The organism is Winogradskyella poriferorum (assembly GCF_036553625.1).
In the GTDB taxonomy this organism is placed as follows: Bacteria; Bacteroidota; Bacteroidia; order Flavobacteriales; family Flavobacteriaceae; genus Winogradskyella; species Winogradskyella poriferorum.
The window spans coordinates 1,348,780-1,370,018 of sequence record NZ_JAZHOU010000001.1 but is presented as its reverse complement, the minus strand read 5'-3'; the positions used below and the strand labels follow the sequence as shown (position 1 = coordinate 1,370,018).

Below are 21,239 nucleotides of genomic sequence, written 5' to 3'. Positions count from 1 at the left end.
ATGATACGTCACAACTACTCCCGTCTGTGCTCCTATCACCTCGGCATCGCGATCACTCAACGTAAACTCTACAAAACCATCTAAATCATCATCACACTCCTCTAAAGCTATTGGCATATTGGCTACTGGATTGCCCAAGACTTCTAAAGCGAGAGGTGTTACTGCGTAACATTCAGCATTATTATTGTCCTCTAAACGCGCATAAACTGTTTGGTTATTTGGAGTTACATTATTGTAAGGAGATGCTAATGGATCTATATCGTCTTCAGCATCTGTCTCGGTTAAGTGATAAGTTACACTTACATTGTCAGGATTATTTGTTCCTATAACTTCTGCATCTCTATCTGTTAAGGTAAAAGTTCCTATTCCATCAACCACATCACCATCACACACCTGTATTGGAGTTATCATATTTCCTACTGTTAGATTTGTAAACAAAAGCTGAAAAGAAGTTGTAGCAAAACATTCTTGTGAGGCATCTGATATACGAACCCATATAGTTTGAGGGTTAGAAGTATTGGTATAATTTGTTGGTAGAGCTCCAACATTATCAATAGCATCTTGTTCTGTAAGATGATAGGAAATTATAAAATCATCTGGGTTTTGATCTCCTAATACATCATCATCATTTTCAGACAGATCAAATTCAGCTGTACCATCAGCATCACAAACAGATAAGTTTGGTGGTACATTAGCAATAGGGCTTGGTTTAAACTGTACAAAAATATCTGATGAACTTTCACATCCTGGCGCAAACACTACATCAACAAAATAATAGCCTTCATCTGTAATATCAATTGTAGAACCTGTCTCACCATTAATAAGTGTTGCGTCATCAAAGTCTTCAGAATCAGGAGAGTAATACCAAGTATGTGTTGCTGTTGGAGCTTGGGTATCTAGGGTTATTGTAGTACCGCCACATTCTGCAGTTCCAGCATCTATTGTTATATCTTCTCCTAAATCGCCTCCTAAATTAAAACTGCCTGCCTCTAAAAATATAGCTGAATCCCAAATAGAGTCACCTTCATCGGCAACAACGAGTTTAATTTCATATGTTGTATTTGGAATAACAGTAGCTGTCGCAGTTAGAGGAATTGTTCTTCCACCATAGTTAGTGTCACCCAACTCATATCCTTCGAAAAAAGCAGGATTATCTGTACAAGTACCAGAATTATTAATATTAGTTACACTTACAGGTGTACCATCAGGCAAAACGGCTAAATTTGTATACGCCGTTGTTCCTACTTCACGCAATAGAAAAGCGAAGGCATCAGCAAAACTACATTCGGTATTACCATCATATTCTTCAGAGAACATGATGTAACGGAAACTTATAGTATTTGATGTAGGAACAAAATTAAATTTAACATAGGTTGCATCATTAGAGTTAAAACTTGGATCTGCAGGCAAGAATAAAGCTTCTAATTCTGCATCACCGCCTAAACCTAGATTTGTTGATGCTGTTGTTCCTGGACCATCATCTTGATTACCACCTTCATATGCTCTACCTGTAGAGAGTACAATTCCTTCTTCGAAAGGAAAATTAGATGCTCCACCTCTTGTAAAATATCCATAACTTTTGGTTTGAAGAGCGTTTGCTGCACCACTAACTTGTACTTCAAAATTATCAACACCTGAACATCCTCCTGAAACCAATACATTTTCTATCAGCTGTTCTAAGTTAAACGAAGATTCTGGATATGCTGAATTATTTATGGTAACAATTGGTTCTAAAACGTTAACAAAAATTGTTATACTTTCCTCACAACCAATAGGGTTATCATCTTGTACGGTTAAGGTTACTAAATACGTACCTGGCGTGGTGTAAGTATTTGAGACATTTGTTCCTGTAGCAACACTACCATCGCCAAAATTCCATGAATATGTTGCATTTGTACCATCTACAGAAAATGAAGCTCCACCAACAAAATCAACTTGTTCGTTAGGTAAAACCTCTACAACGTTAGGTGAGATTTCTGCAGGTGTGGTACTTACAACTTCTGGAGTAATTGTTTGACAAGAAACTGCACAAGTTATATTTGCTTCCCAACCTGTTGTATTTAGCGAATCATTAGATGTAAACGTGATGGTTAAACATCCCGAAGTATTTGTATCTGAAGCTATTATAGTGCCTGGAGAAGCCACTCCAGAATATGTACCAATAATAGCAGCAGTAGTATCATCTCCATCATAAATGGTTAAAATATCCGTGTTTAGTTGCGTATTAAACTCAACAAAATCTAGTATAATAAATTCATCTGCATTTGGAGGACAAATTGTAGTTGTAAAACTTTCATCATTTGCATAATTACCAAACTCGCCGCCTGAATCAAAAAACTTATCTGGTTCGCAACGTGTAAATGTTCCATCTTGCATTGATAAGTCTTGAGAGTATCCAAGAGCTGAAATTATCAATGCTGTTAAAAATAATATCTTTTTCATAGTTAGCCAGGATTCATTTAAAAACACATTAAAATGTAATAGAATTAACATTTTACTCCTTGTTTTTATAAATGAGGACGAAATTTAATCAAATAAAATGAATTGACTTAAGAAATTAGTTACAAAACATTATATACGGGATTAACGTTTCCTGCTGATATTTCATATTTTTGCATAAAAAAAGATGCCTAAAACAAAAATAACAATAGTTCCTACCTCTAATGAGACCATTTTAAAATTTGAAGCTGATAGATTTTTAACCAACCATAATAGTTTTGAATTTAATAACATTGATGAGGCTAAAGACTCTCCCTTAGCACAACAATTATTTTATTTACCTTTTGTAAAAAAAGTATACATTGCCTCTAACTTTGTTGCCATTGAACGCTATAACATAGTCTCTTGGGCAGATGTACAAGATGAAGTTGCTGCACAATTAGAAGACTACTTATCTAGTGATGGCATCATTGTTACTGAAGATGCTGTAAAACCTAAAGCTGCAGTTACAGTTTATGCAGAGAGCACACCTAATCCTAGTGTTTTAAAATTTGTTTGCAATAAAGTTTTAGTACCTAATGTTTACGAATTTACCTCTATTGAAGAAGCAAAGCCTTCTCCGTTAGCAACTGCCCTATTTCAATTTCCATTTGTAAAAAATGTATTTATGGAAAAAAACTTTGTTTCTATAACTAAGTTTGATATCATTGAATGGGAGGAAATAACACTACAACTAAGAGAGTTCTTAAAATCTTATGTTGAAGAAGGTAAAACCATTCTTAACGATGATGCTCCAAAAAAACTCAATAAAACAGATGAAGCTATTGAGCAAAAATTTGAATCTTTAGATGACACTTCAAAAAACATTGTAAATATTCTAGAAGAATACGTTAAGCCTGCCGTAGCAAGTGATGGTGGTAATATAGAATTTAAATCTTACGATGAAGAAACAAAAAAAGTTGAAGTTTTATTACAAGGTGCATGTAGTGGCTGCCCTTCATCTACTTTTACTTTAAAAAACGGTATTGAAAGCATGCTTAGAGAAATGTTGAATGACGCTTCTATCTCTGTGAATGCAATTAATGGTTAAAAAATTCATAACTTTAAGTGACTTTTTAAATTAAATGGTTTCTAAAAAGTATAACCAAATAAAGACAATATATTATGGCAGTATTAAAAGTAATCGAAGTATTATCAAATTCAGACAAAAGTTGGGAAGATGCAACTAAAAAAGCAGTAAAAGAAGCTTCAAAAACTGTAAAAAACATCCGCTCTGTCTATGTGCAAGACCAAAGTGCTATTGTTAAAGATGGAGATGTCACAGAATTTAGAGTTAACTTAAAGTTGACATTCGAAGTTAAATAATTATATAACAATATTTTAAATTTACTCGGTTCACTACCGAGTTTTTTATTCAATAAATTTAATAAGCAACATGGAGACACAAAAATGGATAGATAAAGGTTATGACTTAATTGTTGAGTTTGCACCTAAAGTTTTGGCAGCAATTCTAATATGGATTATTGGAACCTGGATTATAAAAATGCTAATGAAAGGCATTAAAAAAGCTATGACCAAAGCTAATTATGATGATAGTTTAAAAAAGTTTTTGCTAAACCTTCTCAACTGGATTTTTAAAATTGTATTAATCCTTGTTGTACTTGGTACAATGGGTGTTGAAACCACGTCTTTTGCCGCAATTCTTGCTGCTGCTGGTTTGGCTATAGGTATGGCACTACAGGGATCTCTTGGGAATTTTGCAGGAGGTGTATTAATAATGACTTTTAAGCCGTTTAAGATTGGAGACCTCATTGAAGCCCAAGGTCAAATTGGAGTTGTAAAGGAAATTGAAATCTTCACAACCAAATTAACAGGTCTTTCTAATAGAGAAATTATTATCCCTAACGGAGCACTTTCTAATGGTAATATTATAAACTTTACAACAGAAGGAACAAGACGTGTAGATTTAGTTTTTGGTGTAAGCTATGATGCTGACATAAAGCAAACCAAAGAAGTTTTAATGAATGTATTGACATCTAACCCAAAAGTATTACAAGAACCTGCACCAGCAGTTACCGTATTAGAGTTGGCAGATAGTTCTGTTAATTTTGCTGTGAGACCATGGTGTAAAGCTGAGCATTATTGGGATGTTTATTTTGAAGTTACAGAAAACACAAAAGAAGCGTTAGATGCGGCAGGCATAGAAATACCATACCCACACTCTGTAGAAATACAAAAACAAGGCTAAGCTTTCTTTTTTATAACAACAAAATCCTTTAAATAATAGGGTTCAAAATAGGCGACATCTTCGATGTCGCTTTTTTTATACTTCAACTCAGACAGCAAACTCATTTCGTTTGCAGATGGTAATTTACCCTCAATAAAAAAAGCATTCGGATGATTGATTAGCTGCTTCGTTTTAGCAACACCGTTCCCTACAAAATAAACTTTGTTTTCTTTTAGCAAGTCTGCATAACTATCTTCAGTTAATATTTCTGCTTTAATATCTCTAACTTGTTCGTGTTTATGATTAAATACAGCTGAATACACTTCCATACGACGAGCATCTAACATCGAAATAATTATGCCTTCGTTAATTTTTACCTGATGAGCTAGACTCTCTAACGTAGAAACGGAAATCAGCGGTTTATCTAAAGCATAGCACAAACCCTTTGCCGATGACACTCCTATACGCAAACCTGTATATGAACCAGGACCTTTACTAACTGCAACAGCATCTATATCTTTAGCTAAAATCTTAGCTTCTTCAAAAACATTATTAATATACACATGTAAGGTTTCAGCATGGGAATAGCCATCGCTGTTATCTTCTTTTAAAACTAAAGTCTCTCCATCTTTAGACAGAGAGACTGAACAATTTGTTGTGGCTGTTTCTATATTAAGTACAATAGCCATTAAGTATTATTTAAGTTTATTCCGCTTTATTTTCTTTCTCTTTTGAGGAAGCTTCTTTTTTATTTTTATACTCTATAGAATCACCTGGATTAAGAGATTTAGAGACCATATTGTAAGGCCCTGTTATTATCTTATCGTCTTTTGATAATCCTGACGTAATTTCAATATTAGAATCATCTTGGATACCTGTTTTTACAACTTTCAGTTTGGCTTTACCATTATCATCAATAAATACACATTCAAACTTTTCTTCTTCTTTCTGTGTATCATCGTCTGTGAAATTCTCTTTTACTCCGTATGGTTTTTTGGTAGAAGATGTATCGGTCTTAATAACAATAGCACTAATTGGTACGGCAACAACATCTTTTCTCGTTTTGGTAATAATATCTACAGTAGCTGTCATACCTGGTCTAAATGGAGAATACGTTTCGGGCTTACCCTCTGTTAAATCCTTATAAGATTCTTCAAGTATTCTAACTTTTACTTTAAAATTAGTAACCTGATCTGCCGTTAAATTACCAGCCGCAGAATTAGCTATTTCCGTTACCACTCCTTTAAATTCTTTCTTCAAATAAGCATCTACCTCAACAATTGTAGAATCTCCTATGCTAACCTTAACAATGTCATTTTCGTTAACATCTACTTCAACTTCCATGTTATTAAGGTTGGCTACACGCAAAATCTCAGTACCTGCCATTTGTTGTGTTCCAACAACACGTTCGCCCTCTTCTACATTTAGCATAGAGATTGTACCACTCATTGGTGCGTAGATTGTAGTTCTGTTTAGGTTGTCTTTGGCCTCATTAACAGTTGCTGCTGCACTCTGCACACTGTAATATGCTGAGCTTTTTCCGGCAACTGCAGTTTCGTAGTTTGCGATAGCTCTATCCCAATCTGCTTTTGAAATTACACCTTTATCAAACAACAATTTATTTCTGTCATAATCTGCTTTGGCTTGCTTTAAAGTTGCTTCAGCCTGTTCTAAATTGGCCCTTACATTTTGATATGTAGCTTGACTTCTATTAACAGCAGATTGAATTAAATCTGGATTTACTCTTACTAATAAATCTCCTTTTTTAACCTCTTGACCTTCCTTAAATGGTAATTCTAATATTTCTCCAGACACTTCAGATGAAATTTTCACCTCTACTTCTGGCTGAATTTTTCCTGTCGCTGAAACGGTCTCAACAATATCTTTTAGAGTAACTTCTTTTACTATAACCTCTTTTGAGTCACCCTCTTCACCAAACCATCCCATTGATTTTCCTGTCACCAATATGATTAGTAATGCGACAACAACACCAATTATAATTTTTACAGTTTTACTCATAATTAAAATTTTAACTCTATTGCTGGAATACCAAAATATAATTCAAGAACTTTTAATTTGAAAATATAATCGTACTTAGCTCTATTTAAATCTATTCTTGAATTATCATATCGTAATTTAGATTGGCTAAAATCAAAAGCATTAGTTAAACCTACATCATATCTTTCTTTCGCATAATTGTAAGCTAATTCTTGAGATTCTAAAGCTAACTGAGCTGCTTCATAAGATTTTAAAGCTCCTTTTGCATCAACGTACGCTTGGTAAACAGTAGACTCTAAATCTAACTCAGCTTGTTCTAATTGAAATTTTGAGCGTTCCAAACTAACTCTACTTCTTTGAATATTTCCTTTTGTATTAAAACCATTTAAAATGGGAATATTTAATTGCAATCCATAACCAATCCCATCATTTTGATATAACTGATCAACTAATGGGTCTGCAGCTACTTCTACAGGAAATGTATTTGGAAATGTTCCCACAACTGTTTGCCCAGTGGCTTCAACCGTACCAATTTGCTGTGTTACCGTAGGATTATTTGGGTCTACTTGTTGAATAAAAGATGTTGTATTAGCATATCTTGTGTTATAGCCAAAAAAAGCTGACAACGTTGGCCAGTTAACCCCTTTTGCTATTTTCAAATCTATTTCTGCTAATTCAACGTTTTGTTCTGCAATTTTAATTTCAGACCTGTTTTCCTTGGCAGCTGCTATTATTTCTGAAACATCTTTACCTGCAACACCACCATCAACAATGTTATACCCTTCATCTTCAATATCAAAAGTCTCATAATCTTTGATTAAGAGCAATTGAGCAAGACTTATTAATGATATCTGTACATTATTTTCTGCATTGATAATTTGCTGTTGTTCACTTGCATCTGTTGCCTTAATCTCTAATAAATCACCTCTAGGAAGTGATCCTGCATCTACTAACTCTTGTGTTCTTTTAATTTGTTCTTTAGTAACTTCATTTTGAGATTTTAGAACTTCTAAGTTAGCTTTATTTAAGATAACCGTTAAATATCCGTTGGCCACAAAAAGAGAAATATCATCTTTCATCTTGTCTAATCTATACTGACTAGCAAGTCTAGATATATCTGCACGTTGAAGTTGTCTAAAATTTCTTAATCCATCAAATAGAGTATACCCTACATTAATATTTCCTGAGGCTGATAAAAATGTTGTAGTTTGAGCATTATTAGTAATTGGGTTAAAACTCAAACCTGTATTTTCCGAAACACCTACGCCTGCATTTAAACTTGGAATAAAATTACCTTTAGCTGTAAGCCTTTCGACTTCAGACAGCTCTACATCTAATTCACTTTGTTTAATAGAAATATTATTTTCTAAGGCATACTGAACACATTCTTTAAGCGTCCACTTTTTATCTTGCGCCTGACCAAAAGCTACAAAGAAGAGAAGTAATACTATGATTGATTTTTTCATCTGTATGTTTGTTGATTTTTTAATAGACAGATGGAATTTGTCATTACTAAATATATTGAAATTTATCTTGACGCATTTCACAATGCCTATATGTCTATGTAAATTATAAAGTGTTACACTAAATGTTAAAATTATTGTTGCGCGTACTTTGGAACTCCTTGCACTTGGTTCCAAACTTTTATTTTATCGTCTTTAGTTATTCCGCTTTTAACCTCAACGAAAATACCATCACTTATACCTAACTCAATATCCTTTCTCTCAAACTTTTGATCACCAACCTCTACTTCTACAAAAGGCTTTTTTGTTTTATCATCATATTGTACTAAAGCTTCCTTAATAGCTAATACATTTTCGGCTTTGTCTAAAATGATAGAAGCATTAGCACTTAAACCAGCTCTAATAAAAGTTGAATCCATTTTCTTAAGCGAGCCCTTAATTTCAAATTGAATAGCTCCGTTTTCGGCAACTCCTTTTGGTGCTATATAGTCTAATGTAGCATCAAATTTCTGGTCTTCTATAGCACCTACGGTAATTTCTAGAGGTAAACCTTCTTTAATTTTTCCTACTTCACTTTCATCAACTTTACCTTCAAAAATCATTTTAGTAACGTCTGCAAGTGATGCAATTGATGTACCTTCATTAAAGTTATTAGCTTCAATAACTTGGTTTCCTACCTCTACAGGAACATCTAAAACCATGCCTGACACAGTTGCTCTTACTTGCGTTTGTGCTATACTGCCCAAACCTGAAGTGGTTCCTGTTTTTATAATATCATAATTTTGACGTGACTGGGTTACATTTATCCTAGCTTGTTCTACTTGTTGCTTTGCTTGCAAGTATGTATTATTTACTTGATCGAAATCATTTGCAGAAATTACACCTTTATCAAACAGTGCTTTTTGGCGATCATAAATAGCTTTTTGAGTTTTAAAGTTAATTTCAGCAGTTTGCAATGCCGTTTGATTAGAAGCGATACTATTTTTTGCGCTAGTTAGGTTAGATACATTTGGTATCACTCTTATTTGCGCAATTAAATCGCCTTGTTTTACGTATTCACCCGCTTCAATAAAAATTTCTTCAATAACGCCTGAGATATTCGGCTTTATCAAAATTTCTTCTTTTGGGACAATACTACCTGTCGCCACTGTTTTCACCATAATGGTTTCTTCAGTTGGCGCCTCAGAAGTATAGGTTATAGGATCTTCCTGGTTTTTTTGCCACAAATAATATAAAGCCACTCCAAATACTACAACTATGGAAATGAGTATGATTATTGTTTTTGTTCTTTTCATGATTTATGATTGATATAAAATATTTATTCGATTCTTAAAGCGTCTACGGGTTTCATTTTTGTTGCGCTATTGGCTGGAATAAGACCTGCTAAAACTCCCGAGACCACTAATATTATTAAAGCTGTAAATACCACTTGCATACTTACACTTGGATTTGCAAAATTATCTACTTCCCCTGCATTATCTAAAATAGTGTTCATTACCCAAATGACCAATGCAGCAAAAGAAATTCCAACCATTCCTGATAAGATGGTAAGGATTAAACTTTCTTGTAAAATTTGAGATTTTATAGTCCAAGGACTTGCACCAAGTGCTCTTCTAACTCCTATTTCTTTTGTACGTTCTTTTACTACTATAAGCATAATGTTACTTATACCGATAATACCAGACATCAATACTAAAGCACCAACAAAATAGCCTACAATAGATAGAATTGTGAACAAGCCATTTATACGCTCAAATTGTTCTGATAAATCAAAATGACCTATAGCTCTTTCGTCTGTTGGATCTACTTTATGTCTGAACTTCATAAGGTCAAAGACCTGTTGCTTAATTGATGTTATTGTAACATCATCTTCAGCAGTTATAGCCATCCAACCGACATTATCTCCTCTATTAAAAGCCTGACCAAAAGTTGTAAACGGAATATAAATTGTACTGGCATCTTGTTCGTCATCACCTTGGCTATTGCTCATTTTAAAGGTACCAACTACCATGAAGTTAACACCATTTATTTTGATGTAAGTACCAAGAATATCTTCATCTTTATCATAAAGTCCTTTGACAACTCCTGTACCTATAACACAAATTTTTCGTTTTGTTTGAATATCGGAATAGCTTATAAAACGACCTTGAAGAATATCCATAGGTTGTTGTTTTATATACTCTGGATAGTCACCATAAATTTCAAAAGCACCTGTTTTTGTACCTCTGATAACATTATTAGCTCCTCTAAAACCACCTAATTGATTTCTAGGTGATACATATTTAATATTTGGAATTTGGGATTTTATAGCAGCTACATCATCTATTTTGTAATTAAAATAACGTCCTTTTGGCAACCCTTTATAAGGCTTGGAAGTTCCTTGTGTCCACATGAACATAGAATTGGTCGCAAAATTCCCAAAGTCTGCAGTTACTCCATTCTTTAAACCATTTGTTAAGGCCAATAGTAAAACAAGAATGGCAATTCCCCAAAACACACCGAACGCTGTCAGTAGTGTTCTAAACTTATTAGCATTTAAAGCTTCTAATATTTCGTTCCAACGATCTCTACTAAACATAATTATTCGTCTCTTAAAGCTACAATTGGTTTAATCTTAGCAGCTCTGTAAGCTGGGATAAATCCTGCCAATGCACCTGCAAATACAAGTAAAAAAACCGTTGTTAATGCTATATTGAAATTTACTTGAGGATATTTTATAAAGTCACTCTCTATCTGCGGACCGACGAGCTCTAATAGACCGAGACCAAATATTAATCCGAATAAACCTGCAAACATCGTTACAAAAACTGCCTCTTGAAGAATCATTCCGACTATAGAAATCGGCAGAGCACCCAAGGCTTTTCTTATACCTATTTCTTTAGTACGTTCTTTAACGATGATTAGCATTATGTTACCAACCCCTACAATTCCTGCAATAATGGTACCTATACCCACAAACCAAAATACAGCTTGAATTGTAGCTACTAGAGAATATATTTTTTCAGCTTGCTCTAAGGTATTATTTACTCTAACTGCACTCAAATCATCTGGTGCAACAGTGTGAATTTGCTTAATCTTTTGCTCCATTCCTTGTGCAATGGCATTAGACATAGCAACAGCTTCATCAAAGTTATCAGCCATTTTTACAGTGAAGGACATATTTCTAATATTCTCACCTGCATTAAACACCTTTTGAGCTGTACTTACCGGAATGTAAACTTGGCTTTCTTCGCGATCTCCACCTGGATCATAAAAAACACCAACAACCTTGAAGTTCATTCCAAAGATTTGAATGTTCTTGTTTATAGGGTCTTCGCCTTTGAAGAGATCTATCTTCATCTTATTTCCTATAACAGCAACCTTTTTGCTTTCGTCTAAATCAGATTCATTAATGAAGCGGCCAGAACCTATGTCTGCATTTTCAATAAACTGGTTATCTGGCAAAGTACCTCTAATACGGTAATTTCCTGTTTCATTATTATAAGATACTGTTCCTCCCCAAATCATAAAATCCTTAGAACGGTATTCTAAATATTCATCGTATTGCTGTTCTATGCTACTGAAGGTTGAATTTTTCATCTGCACATATCTCCCTGGATTTAAGCCCTTGTAACCTTTGGTTGTTACACCTGTCCAGACTGAAATTTTATTTGTGGCATCTTGTTCGAACTCTGACTTAACTCCATTTTCAATACCCTTACTAAAACCAAGAAGAATCACCAAAATAAAGATACCTGAAGCTACTGAAAGCCCAGTTAAGAAGGTACGTAATTTGTTTTTACGCAACGTTTCAAATATTTCTTGCCAACGTTCTAAATCAAACATGTGCAGATGCTCTTACTTGTTCTACTTTACTATCATCTATAATAACACCGTCTTTAAGGTTTACTATACGCTTAGTCATATGTGCAATATCGTCCTCATGAGTTACTACCAAAATAGTTTTACCTTCGTCATTTATTCCTTGAATAAGCTCCATTACTTCATACGAGGTTTTGGTATCTAAAGCTCCTGTTGGCTCATCTGCTAACAATACCTTTGGATCGCTGGCTAAAGCTCTGGCAATTGCCACACGTTGCTTCTGACCACCAGACAATTCACTTGGCAAGTGATGTGACCAGTTTGCGAGCCCTACTTTTTCAAGATAATGCATGGCTCTTTCAGTACGTTCTTTTCTTTTTATGCCTTTGTAGTATAATGGCATTGAAACGTTATCTAACGCACTTTTATAATTTATAAGGTTGAAGGATTGAAAAATAAAGCCCAAGAATTCATTTCTGTATTTGGCTGCTATCTTTTCATTAAGGTTTTTTATTGGAACGTTGTCTAATATATACTGTCCTTCGTCTGCTTCATCTAACATACCAAGAATATTAAGTAATGTAGATTTACCCGAGCCTGAAGAACCCATTATAGACACAAGCTCACCTTCTTCCACTTCGAAATTAATACCCTTAAGCACATGTAGTGAGTTACTACCCATGTGATAAGATTTATGCAAATCCTTAATCTTAATCATAGTAAGTTAGCGTTAGAGGTTACAATTTTAAAAAAATATTAACCTTTTTTATCCCAAGGAAGTGTTAATAGATTCCTTGATTAACTCTAAATAAGACTCTTAAAACGTGGATTTGTTACAATTAAAAATCAGTTAGTTTTAGATTTTTTTTGATTTACTGTAAGACTTGTAAACAATATAACCAATCACTGCTACTAAAATGTAAGGAACAATCATTAAGAACATAATACCATCATTAATCCCTTCTGCTGCAGATTGGTCATCACCACTTTCTAATACTGCCCTACACATTGCACATTGTGCATTTGTCTTAAAAAAAAGAAATAGTGCTATTATGAAAAAGGCTACTTTTTGTTTCATTTTTAGATGTAATATGGTGAAATCATAAAGTACACTATAACACCTGTAACAGCAACATATAGCCAAAGCGGAAATGTAATTTTTGCTATTTTCTTATGACGTTCTATATTATTAGTTATAGCTCTTACATAAGTAATTAGAACAAACGGAATAATAACAATTGAAAGCATGATATGAGTAATTAAAATAAAATAATAGATGTACTTTATTACTCCTTCTCCTCCATATTTTGTTGAATCGCTCGTCATATGATAAGCTACGTACATTACTAAAAACATTACAGATAGTACAATTGCAAACTTCATTAAATTTTCGTGCAGCATTCTGTTCTTATTTTTAATAGCAATTACCGCAACTACCAAAACAACTGCAGTTAACCCATTGATACCTGCGTAAATTGGAGGCAGTATAGTTAAAGGCTCAACGTCAAAACCAAGCTCGCGTAAGTTAACTCCAAAAAGTGCTGCCACTGCAACAGGAATTATTACAGATAACGCTACAATCCACTTGTTATATTTTTTTTCTTTTTCTAAATCAACAGTACTCATATTATTCTTTCAATAGTTTAGCAATATCTTCTTTTAAAATTGTTATTTCTTGCGGAATTCCTTCATCATCAACTCCTTCTTCTTCAGAAATTATTCCGTTATAATATATTAATGGATTATCTGGTGATTTTAAACGAGAACGTATATAACCTTCCTTATCGATTAAAGCAAAATTTCCTGAATGCTCAAATCCATCGATAATTTCATCATTTTTTGCTGTATATAGATAAAATCCATCGTTAGCTAGTTTATATATTGATTCTTCATCGCCTGTCAGTAAATTCCAATTAGGGTTGACAATCCCGTACTTATCTGCATAGGCTCTTAAAACTTCTGGTGTGTCGATATCTGGTGTGATTGTAAATGAAGCCACGCCAAAGTCTTTAAAATCCTTAAACTCGTTTTGAATTTCTACTAAATTTCTATTCATCCTAGGACATATCGTAGGACATGTTGTAAAGAAGAACTCTACTACGTAGACTTTCCCTAAATAATCTGTATTGGAAATCGTCTCACCATTTTGATTTGTAAAACTAAACGCAGGGACCTTCTTCTTACTTCCATCTGCATTATAAATATAAGCTAAATCACTCTTAACAGCTTTACTTTTTGAAGAAACCTCTTTACTTCTACTTTCATCTCTTGTAATATCGTTACTGCTTATTCTATTTATAATTTTTGGAACAACAATGATTCCAAAAACTAAAATGATAAATGCAATCCCTACATATGAATAGTTTGCTTTTTTACTCATTTTTTTGTTTTAAATCTTTACTTCTTCTTTGGTTAGAATCATCAAAATCGCCCTTACGCTTGTCTCTATATTCTTTAAAAAGTACACGCATATCTTCTGCTGCCATTTTATTTTTAAGCTCTGCTACTTCTACGCAGTCATAACTGTATAAACTATAAATTGGCTTGTTATCTTCAATCTCATTTTCAGTTCTGTCGTCTATTCTTCCTCTTTGGTTTAAATCTCTGTCAACAATAAAAACCATACTCGTTGAAAGATTACTATCTAAATCATTTTCTGTTTCTAAACTGTTAAATATTCTTTTTATATCTGACTCATTAACATAAACCAAGTGCCAAAAGCGTAAATCTTCATAAGATTTAATCTCCTTAAGTAGCGTTTCTGCTTCAGACTTAGCTTCGTGAGTTAGTAACATTACAACTTGAAACGTTTTAAAACCCTTACTTCTGTCGTACACCAATTCTTTAAGGTTAAAAGCCGCTGTAGAATTTTCCATTGGTTTCTTCCCCAAGAAGGAAAGTACAGTAATATGGTCTTTTAACTGAATATTCTCCTCATTTGCAGGTAGTTCTACTACACCTTCCTTAACAATGTCTAACGGATTGTAATTATCCTTAGAGAGTAGCATTACAAGTATAAATGCCACTGGTAAAAAGAATAAAATACCTAATACTAGGTTACGTTTACTGTTACTTAATTCCATATTGCAAAAATAAAAAAGGTGGTTTATAAAAACCACCTTTTAATATCATTTAACTCAATATTTTGAGTTTAAAAGTCTCTTGTAATTAAAGCGTCATCTGCATTATATACGCTAAACACATAACCACCCTCTTGCAACAATATAAACACAAGATAGCATATTAGAAAAACAGCAGTCCACACCACCATGCGTCTAAGTGCTTTTACCTCATCCCTCATATGCATAAAATCCCAAGTGATATAATATGCCTTTACAATCGTAAGTAAAATAAATATTAAGTTTAGAGGCTTCATAAATACAATTGGCGATAAGATAATATTACCAATTGTAGCGAAGAATCCTCCTTCTAAAGGATCTATCCAAGTGTGCATTAGAATCTCTGGCTTATATATACCCAGTATAACTTCTATAGCTGTCACAAAAGATAAGAATGCTAATACACCCCAAATTTTTTGTGTGTTAGACTTAAATTTCCAAAGTCCTCTAAATATCTCTAATTTATGCTCGTGTGCCATAATTAATTACCTATTTACTTTTTTAAACTAAGTAGAAGAATGTGAATACGAATACCCAAACCAAATCGACAAAGTGCCAGTAAAGACCAACTTTCTCAACCATTTCATAACTTCCTCTTCTCTCGTATGTGCCTAGTACTACATTGAAAAATATTATAATATTCAACACTACTCCTGAAAACACGTGAAATCCATGGAATCCTGTAATAAAGAAGAAAAAGTCCGCAAAAAGTGATGTACCATATTCATTAACCTTGAGGTTTGCCCCTTTTACAACAAGCTTTCCGTTTTCTTTTATTTGCTTTAATGATTCTTCTCTCGAAAGAACTGTTTTTTCACCTTCTTCATTTATCAACTGTGTTCTTACTAAAATATTACTATTAGCAGCAAGACCATTGTATATTTCGCTAACTGTGTATGGAGGCAATGATTCTTCTGCAACAAACCACAAACCATTTTTACGTTCGTGTTGCGCTCTTACTCCTTCGCTTGCAATAGCAAATTCATCAATCGAAATTCTCTTAAATTTTTCCTTACCATCTACAGTGACATATTCTCCAAATTGCAGAATATTACCACCATTTGTTTGTACAGCACCATAATCTCCTTGTATAAATGTTGCCCATTCCCAAGCCTGAGACCCAACGAATATTAAACCACCAATGATGGTTAAAAACATGTACAAAGTTACCTTTGCTTTATTCATGTGGTGACCTGCATCTACAGCTAACACCATTGTTACAGAAGACATAATAAGGATAAACGTCATAAAAGCAACGTAAATCATTGGTAGTTCTTGTCCATGTAAAAAAGGTACGTGTGTAAATACCTCATCGGCAATTGGCCATTCCTTTATAAACTTAAATCTAGAAAAGCCATAAGCTGCTAAGAAACCTGAAAATGTTAATGCATCAGAAACGATAAAAAACCACATCATCATCTTACCATAACTTGCTTTTAGAGGCTTATTTCCTCCTCCCCAAGTTTTTCCTTCTGTGCCAGTACTTGCTACTGTAGAATCCATAGAAATTATTTAAATTTTAAGATTGGACAAAAATAATCAAATTCTGTCTCTAAAAAAATATAAAAACAAAAACAGCACAAGCCAAAGCAGGTCAACGAAATGCCAAAAATTAGCAGCAAGTTCTAAACCCAACATATTGTTGGCATTGTACTTTTGTTTAAAATGATTATAAATAACAACAACTATACAAATTAACCCAGCAATAACGTGCAATATGTGCACAACTGCTATGATATATATATAAGATATAGTGATATTACTTGTTGGTCCTGTAAAATTATATCCTGCTTCAATAATTTGTTTAAAACCCTCTAATTGTGCAAGAACAAAACCTATTCCCAACACTAATGTTGCTATCAGCCACACCTTAGACATTTGCTGATTATTCTGCCTTAAAGCTTTTTTTGCTAAAATGAAGGTTATGCTGCTTAAAAGAATAATAACAACACTTATATAAAATGCACTTGGTAAATCGTAATTACTTAACCAATCTTTATCTCTTCGCTGTTTAGAACTTACAATAAAAGCACTTAATAGCGCCGCAAAAGTCATTATTAAAGACCCAATACCAAACCAAAGCATCATTTTCTTTGATCTGCCTTTTTTTTCTTGTAGTGTTCCTTCTGTTAAATCCATCTATCTTAAAAATTTATCTGCAACATAAATAATCTGCAACATTGTAATATAAAAAACGCTTGACAACATTAACTGTTTTGCAGCCTTTACTGTTCTTTGTTTAAACAACCTAAGTGCAAAAACCAACATAAGCATTCCTAATAAAAATACCAATACAGCACCAACGATTGACAACTTTAAATCTCCGGTAAAACCTAAAACAGGGATTACAGAGACCAAAACCGTCCATACACTATACATGATGATTTGCACAGCTGTACCTTTATCTCGCTTTCCTGTCGGCAGCATAAAAAAGCCACCTTTTTCGTAATCTTCATACAAAAACCAGCCTATAGACCAAAAATGAGGAAACTGCCAAAAAAATTGAATTGCAAATAAGGTTCCTGGCTCTATACCAAATTCACCTCTAGCAGCTACCCAACCTAACATAAATGGTATTGCTCCTGGTAATGCTCCAACAAATACAGATAAAGGTGTCTTAGTTTTTAGTGGTGTATATACACTTGTATATAAAAAAATGGATATTGCTCCCCACATTGCTGTTTTTGGATTAATATTATATAGTGTTACAATACCCAATATGGTAAACACTGTCGCAATTGTAAATGCTGTATTAACAGACATTCGACCTGCTGGTATTGGTCTGTTCTTTGTCCTATCCATTAAAGCATCTAAATCTCGCTCAATAATCTGATTATAAGCATTTGATGCACCTACCATAAAATATCCACCAAGAGCCAATAGAATAAGTGTAGTATAACTAATAGTCTCAGCACCCAACAGGTATCCAGCCAGTGCAGAAAACACCACACTAACGGATAATCCCATTTTGGTGATTTCTTTAAAGTCTGTTATGACAGAAGTTTTTGATAACGAGGTTTTTGTGGTGCTCAATGCTTTTTAATTGTCCTATTCTTAGCGAGTGCAAAGATACTTTGAAAAAAGGTTTTCACCAACGCAATAGAAAACTTTAATAAATACTATTATTTTAAAAATCGTTATACCAATTAAAAAGGTCTGTTCTAATCCCTAAACTAAACCAAAGCGTGTTTGAATCTGCGGTAGTAGACGTTATTGTTTCAGGATTAAAATCTCTGTAGATAATATTCGCAAACACTTTTAAATTGGTTTCAGGATTAAGCAAATAGCCCATTTGATGTTCCCACATAAAACTATTGGTTTTATTTCCTTGACCAATAGTTATACCAGTATCTGAAACACGATCATTGTAATCTCTATAAATATCTCCTCCATAAGAAAAGCTATCTTCATCTGTATTAAAATCAAAACCTCTTTGACCAATAATTAACTTAGTATCTGCAAACCAACGTTTGTAATTATAACGACCAATTAGCACCAACTCTCTAAAATTAGAACCCCAAAGATGTGCCATAGGTTGATTAAAATGTCCGTAATTCAGAATTTGAGTATTATGAGAATAAGTATAAGGACGCACCTGATTGTATTCGGCCTGAAGTAATAAATTATCTACATTAAATGCATTAAAATATTTAGCTCCTAACTGAAAACCAAACTTATTTTTCCAGCTTTTGTTTCCACCTGTTACATCGCTTAAAGAAAATTCATCTAAAATAAATTGTCCATAGAGATTTACTTTATTATTCCATTTGTATTTTCCACTAAGCCCAAGAATAGCATTACCTGCACCTTGCCCTGTTTGAAACTCAATTGCTCTAAAGAATATTATCGGATTAAGATAATTAACATCAAAACCTCTACCGTTGGTATCTGCCCACATTACAGACTCAAATAACCCTATATTAAGCCTTTTAGACACATTCCAACTTAGATAATGATTTGCCATGTACTTAGTTAAAAAAGCATCATCTACAACTACTTCTGGTCTCACATCCTTTAGCCACATCCATGTACTTGTATATTTAATCTTCCAAAAACTCGCGTTTAATTTTAAGAAAGGATAAGGACTTGCAACATCACTTTGAAACAACGAACGGTAACCATCACCAATAAAATTCTTACCATGTCCAAATTGAATATTTAAAAAATCTGCTGGTGTATAAGATAAATATGCTTCTGCAACAGGATAATCATAAGAGTTTTCTTTAAACCCTTTACCAATGCCACGACCAGGAATTATAGCCGGATCTGGACCAAAAGCCCTCAGACTTTCTGCATAAGTATTAAAATAGTCTGCAAACCTTCCTTGACTTTCGTAAACCGATGTTGAAATATTAAAACGCTTACCCAATCCTGCCTGTATGTATACTCCTCTCGTATTATTCCAAGTACCATCATCGCCTTCTGTTTCGCCTCCAAGTTGTAAATCTACAATTGGATCTACCGTAAACCAGTAATCTTTCCCCTGAATCTGTACTAAGTGTTCATTATACACCTTTCTACCCAACCAGCTATCCGTTTCCTTTGCTAAGCTTTCTTTTTCGGCTTTAATATCATAATATCTAGCTACATCTGATTGAATAAATGGTTTAGCGGCTGTATGACTATTAGTACCTATAGCATTCATCTCATCATCAAAACGCGCATAATAAGAATGTGTGAAAGGAATATTTAACTGACTGCTATATTCTAAGCCTTCATAAGGTTTTGTGCTTTTATTTACATTATCAAACTCATTAGATAATGTCCCGTTTAAGTCTTTTTTTGTTTTCTGGTCATTAGTATTAGCCACATCATTTTCATCTGTTTTCCCAACAGGTTTAACTAAAGGGATATTTACATTTAAGCTATACTGAACAAAAGTTGGTTTACCATTATATGTTGCAGGTTCTATTTTTGGCAAAGAATCAAAAACACGTTTAGTTTCTTCCTTTAATTCGTCATAGATGGCATCTACGTATACAACACTGAATTCTCCTTCTTTATTAACTTCAAACAACACCTGTACATTGCCTATATAATCTTCATCCGCAACTATCTGAGGTACTTTAAAATTATTATAGACAAAATTCTTAAGAGTAAAATTGAAACAAGATTTTAATTGATTTGCTGCAAGAGAATCACACTCACTAAATACAGGTGGTTTTTCGTAGGTTGAAAGTGTTTGAGCTTTACCCAAAAAAGAAATCAATAAAACAGCAACAAGCCAAATACGTTTCATAAAACAAACCTAATTATTAGTGCCGGAAAGATAATTATTTTTTTTAGTAACCCTAAAACAAAAAAACCGTTACGATTAGGTAACGGTTTTTATAACTATGCAATTATAATTAGTCTCTTACCATAAACTTAATTGGCAAAGTATAGATAACACCAACGGCTTTATCTTGCTGATAACCTGGTTTCATACTTGGTATTTTATCAATAACGCGTTTTGCTTCTTTCTCTAATACTGGATGAGGTGTTCTAATTCTTACATCGGTAACATTACCATTTTTATCTACTGTAAATTGTGTTTGAATTCTCTGCAAACCATATATACCATGATCACTAGCTATCTCTGTATTAAACTTTTTACCAACAAGCTTAGCGATCTTATCAGACATACATTTTTTTCTATCCTCATTGGTGCTCATTTTTTCGCATCCTGGATATATTGGCGCCTTTTCAATTTTATAGAAAGGAACCTCAGCAGGTACGTCAACCTTTTCCACAACGATGTCTTCAGGTTTAACGGTAGGCTCATCTGAAGGTTTTGGGTCATCTGGTGTAAAAATTTCTTCTTCTAAGTCTGGAGTGTTATCTTCCACCTCCTTATACACATCTCTCAAATCTCTACTGCGCTCTACTTTAGGCTCGCTTTTCTTCTCTACAACTTGTTCTACGCGATATTCAGGCACTACATCTATAGTCGCTAAATCGTTACTTTCTACAACATCGATTGTTATCTTTTTTTCTTGAAACTGCATTTCAAAAAGTCCATAAGTAGCCAGCAAACAAAGAATCAACCCTATTTGAAAATACAGGGTTGAGTTTTTTTGTAAATTTGCATCATGCTTTTGTGATTTCTTCACCTCAACAGTGCTCTGACCAGCGTTGTTGAGATCTTTTTTTAAGTTTTTCATAATACGTATTATTTAAAATGCTAATATTATGATAAAGTCACAATAAGCA

21 protein-coding genes are annotated in these 21,239 nt (G+C 33.6%); 3 read left to right on the top strand and 18 right to left on the bottom strand.

The features are described from left to right. Window positions 1-2,442 (bottom strand): choice-of-anchor L domain-containing protein (locus tag V1468_RS06065; protein WP_331809327.1); only part of this gene is annotated, 2,442 nt, incomplete at its 3' end. Window positions 2,443-2,626: 184 nt separating this feature from the next. Between V1468_RS06065 and V1468_RS06060 the strand changes: the two genes are divergently transcribed. The 3 genes from V1468_RS06060 (at window position 2,627) to V1468_RS06050 (ending at window position 4,687) form a co-directional block, all read left to right on the top strand. Further along, window positions 2,627-3,529 carry a NifU family protein gene (locus V1468_RS06060; protein ID WP_331809326.1) on the top strand — a complete coding sequence of 301 codons (903 nt, stop codon included), beginning with the start codon at window positions 2,627-2,629 and terminating at the stop codon, window positions 3,527-3,529. A gap of 74 nt (window positions 3,530-3,603) precedes the next feature. Next, window positions 3,604-3,804 carry a dodecin family protein gene (locus tag V1468_RS06055; protein WP_278004358.1) on the top strand — a complete coding sequence of 67 codons (201 nt, stop codon included), beginning with the start codon at window positions 3,604-3,606 and terminating at the stop codon, window positions 3,802-3,804. A gap of 70 nt (window positions 3,805-3,874) precedes the next feature. Beyond that, window positions 3,875-4,687 (top strand): mechanosensitive ion channel family protein, encoded by an 813-nt coding sequence (locus V1468_RS06050; RefSeq protein WP_331809325.1) that lies wholly within the window; start codon window positions 3,875-3,877, stop codon window positions 4,685-4,687. On the opposite strand, the gene tsaB is transcribed toward V1468_RS06050, so the two are convergent. The 17 genes from tsaB to V1468_RS05965 all read right to left on the bottom strand — a co-directional run bounded on the left by tsaB (window position 4,684) and on the right by V1468_RS05965 (window position 21,190). After that, the gene (tsaB, locus tag V1468_RS06045) at window positions 4,684-5,355 is read right to left on the bottom strand and encodes a tRNA (adenosine(37)-N6)-threonylcarbamoyltransferase complex dimerization subunit type 1 TsaB (protein WP_331809324.1); all 672 of its coding nucleotides are present in this window, start codon (window positions 5,353-5,355) and stop codon (window positions 4,684-4,686) included. The genes V1468_RS06050 and tsaB overlap by 4 nt on opposite strands. A 16-nt stretch (window positions 5,356-5,371) precedes the next feature. Beyond that, window positions 5,372-6,685, bottom strand: a complete 1,314-nt coding sequence (locus V1468_RS06040) for an efflux RND transporter periplasmic adaptor subunit (RefSeq protein ID WP_331809323.1) — start codon at window positions 6,683-6,685, stop codon at window positions 5,372-5,374. A gap of 2 nt (window positions 6,686-6,687) precedes the next feature. Further along, entirely contained in the window at window positions 6,688-8,130 is a 1,443-nt protein-coding gene (locus V1468_RS06035; RefSeq protein WP_331809322.1) for a TolC family protein, read from the bottom strand. A gap of 131 nt (window positions 8,131-8,261) precedes the next feature. After that, window positions 8,262-9,422 (bottom strand): efflux RND transporter periplasmic adaptor subunit, encoded by a 1,161-nt coding sequence (locus V1468_RS06030; protein ID WP_331809321.1) that lies wholly within the window; start codon window positions 9,420-9,422, stop codon window positions 8,262-8,264. Between the two features lie 23 nt (window positions 9,423-9,445). After that, window positions 9,446-10,705, bottom strand: a complete 1,260-nt coding sequence (locus tag V1468_RS06025) for an ABC transporter permease (RefSeq protein WP_331809320.1) — start codon at window positions 10,703-10,705, stop codon at window positions 9,446-9,448. 2 nt (window positions 10,706-10,707) lie between these two features. After that, window positions 10,708-11,952, bottom strand: a complete 1,245-nt coding sequence (locus V1468_RS06020; RefSeq protein ID WP_331809319.1) for an ABC transporter permease — start codon at window positions 11,950-11,952, stop codon at window positions 10,708-10,710. Next, window positions 11,945-12,646, bottom strand: a complete 702-nt coding sequence (locus V1468_RS06015; RefSeq protein WP_331809318.1) for an ABC transporter ATP-binding protein — start codon at window positions 12,644-12,646, stop codon at window positions 11,945-11,947. Before V1468_RS06015 ends, V1468_RS06020 begins: the two co-directional genes overlap by 8 nt. A 138-nt stretch (window positions 12,647-12,784) precedes the next feature. Continuing rightward, window positions 12,785-13,006 carry a hypothetical protein gene (locus V1468_RS06010; RefSeq protein WP_331809317.1) on the bottom strand — a complete coding sequence of 74 codons (222 nt, stop codon included), beginning with the start codon at window positions 13,004-13,006 and terminating at the stop codon, window positions 12,785-12,787. Window positions 13,007-13,008: 2 nt separating this feature from the next. Further along, window positions 13,009-13,554, bottom strand: a complete 546-nt coding sequence (locus tag V1468_RS06005; protein WP_331809316.1) for a DUF420 domain-containing protein — start codon at window positions 13,552-13,554, stop codon at window positions 13,009-13,011. A 1-nt stretch (window position 13,555) separates the two neighbouring features. After that, complete coding sequence (locus V1468_RS06000) at window positions 13,556-14,308, bottom strand: SCO family protein (RefSeq protein WP_331809315.1); 753 nt, start codon at window positions 14,306-14,308, stop codon at window positions 13,556-13,558. Beyond that, complete coding sequence (locus tag V1468_RS05995) at window positions 14,301-15,011, bottom strand: hypothetical protein (RefSeq protein WP_331809314.1); 711 nt, start codon at window positions 15,009-15,011, stop codon at window positions 14,301-14,303. Before V1468_RS05995 ends, V1468_RS06000 begins: the two co-directional genes overlap by 8 nt. 68 nt (window positions 15,012-15,079) lie before the next feature. Next, the gene (locus V1468_RS05990) at window positions 15,080-15,526 is read right to left on the bottom strand and encodes a cytochrome C oxidase subunit IV family protein (protein ID WP_331809313.1); all 447 of its coding nucleotides are present in this window, start codon (window positions 15,524-15,526) and stop codon (window positions 15,080-15,082) included. 22 nt (window positions 15,527-15,548) lie between these two features. Continuing rightward, window positions 15,549-16,550 carry a cytochrome c oxidase subunit 3 gene (locus V1468_RS05985; protein ID WP_331809312.1) on the bottom strand — a complete coding sequence of 334 codons (1,002 nt, stop codon included), beginning with the start codon at window positions 16,548-16,550 and terminating at the stop codon, window positions 15,549-15,551. 36 nt (window positions 16,551-16,586) lie between these two features. Continuing rightward, entirely contained in the window at window positions 16,587-17,186 is a 600-nt protein-coding gene (locus V1468_RS05980) for a cytochrome c oxidase subunit 3 (protein WP_331809311.1), read from the bottom strand. After that, a complete protein-coding gene (gene cyoE, locus V1468_RS05975) occupies window positions 17,187-18,080 on the bottom strand; it encodes a heme o synthase (RefSeq protein WP_331809310.1) in 894 nt (297 codons plus the stop codon). Window positions 18,081-18,174: 94 nt separating this feature from the next. Beyond that, window positions 18,175-20,286 carry an energy transducer TonB gene (locus V1468_RS05970; protein ID WP_331809309.1) on the bottom strand — a complete coding sequence of 704 codons (2,112 nt, stop codon included), beginning with the start codon at window positions 20,284-20,286 and terminating at the stop codon, window positions 18,175-18,177. Between the two features lie 109 nt (window positions 20,287-20,395). Further along, a complete protein-coding gene (locus tag V1468_RS05965) occupies window positions 20,396-21,190 on the bottom strand; it encodes an energy transducer TonB (protein ID WP_331809308.1) in 795 nt (264 codons plus the stop codon). Between the last annotated feature and the right edge of the window lie 49 nt (window positions 21,191-21,239).

Excerpts from the sequence above, each read along its gene's own strand:
- V1468_RS06000 (WP_331809315.1), bottom strand. The coding sequence starts at position 14,308 with ATGAGTAAAAAAGCAAACTATTCATATGTAGGGATTGCATTTATCATT.
- V1468_RS05965 (WP_331809308.1), bottom strand. The coding sequence starts at position 21,190 with ATGAAAAACTTAAAAAAAGATCTCAACAACGCTGGTCAGAGCACTGTT.
- V1468_RS06050 (WP_331809325.1), top strand. The coding sequence starts at position 3,875 with ATGGAGACACAAAAATGGATAGATAAAGGTTATGACTTAATTGTTGAG.
- V1468_RS05995 (WP_331809314.1), bottom strand. The coding sequence starts at position 15,011 with ATGGAATTAAGTAACAGTAAACGTAACCTAGTATTAGGTATTTTATTC.
- V1468_RS06010 (WP_331809317.1), bottom strand. The coding sequence starts at position 13,006 with ATGAAACAAAAAGTAGCCTTTTTCATAATAGCACTATTTCTTTTTTTT.
- V1468_RS06015 (WP_331809318.1), bottom strand. The coding sequence starts at position 12,646 with ATGATTAAGATTAAGGATTTGCATAAATCTTATCACATGGGTAGTAAC.
- V1468_RS05970 (WP_331809309.1), bottom strand. The coding sequence starts at position 20,286 with ATGAAACGTATTTGGCTTGTTGCTGTTTTATTGATTTCTTTTTTGGGT.
- tsaB (WP_331809324.1), bottom strand. The coding sequence starts at position 5,355 with ATGGCTATTGTACTTAATATAGAAACAGCCACAACAAATTGTTCAGTC.
- V1468_RS06005 (WP_331809316.1), bottom strand. The coding sequence starts at position 13,554 with ATGAGTACTGTTGATTTAGAAAAAGAAAAAAAATATAACAAGTGGATT.
- V1468_RS06040 (WP_331809323.1), bottom strand. The coding sequence starts at position 6,685 with ATGAGTAAAACTGTAAAAATTATAATTGGTGTTGTTGTCGCATTACTA.
- V1468_RS06025 (WP_331809320.1), bottom strand. The coding sequence starts at position 10,705 with ATGTTTAGTAGAGATCGTTGGAACGAAATATTAGAAGCTTTAAATGCT.
- V1468_RS06060 (WP_331809326.1), top strand. The coding sequence starts at position 2,627 with ATGCCTAAAACAAAAATAACAATAGTTCCTACCTCTAATGAGACCATT.
- V1468_RS05980 (WP_331809311.1), bottom strand. The coding sequence starts at position 17,186 with ATGGATTTAACAGAAGGAACACTACAAGAAAAAAAAGGCAGATCAAAG.
- V1468_RS06030 (WP_331809321.1), bottom strand. The coding sequence starts at position 9,422 with ATGAAAAGAACAAAAACAATAATCATACTCATTTCCATAGTTGTAGTA.
- V1468_RS05990 (WP_331809313.1), bottom strand. The coding sequence starts at position 15,526 with ATGGCACACGAGCATAAATTAGAGATATTTAGAGGACTTTGGAAATTT.
- V1468_RS06055 (WP_278004358.1), top strand. The coding sequence starts at position 3,604 with ATGGCAGTATTAAAAGTAATCGAAGTATTATCAAATTCAGACAAAAGT.
- V1468_RS05985 (WP_331809312.1), bottom strand. The coding sequence starts at position 16,550 with ATGGATTCTACAGTAGCAAGTACTGGCACAGAAGGAAAAACTTGGGGA.
- V1468_RS06020 (WP_331809319.1), bottom strand. The coding sequence starts at position 11,952 with ATGTTTGATTTAGAACGTTGGCAAGAAATATTTGAAACGTTGCGTAAA.
- V1468_RS06035 (WP_331809322.1), bottom strand. The coding sequence starts at position 8,130 with ATGAAAAAATCAATCATAGTATTACTTCTCTTCTTTGTAGCTTTTGGT.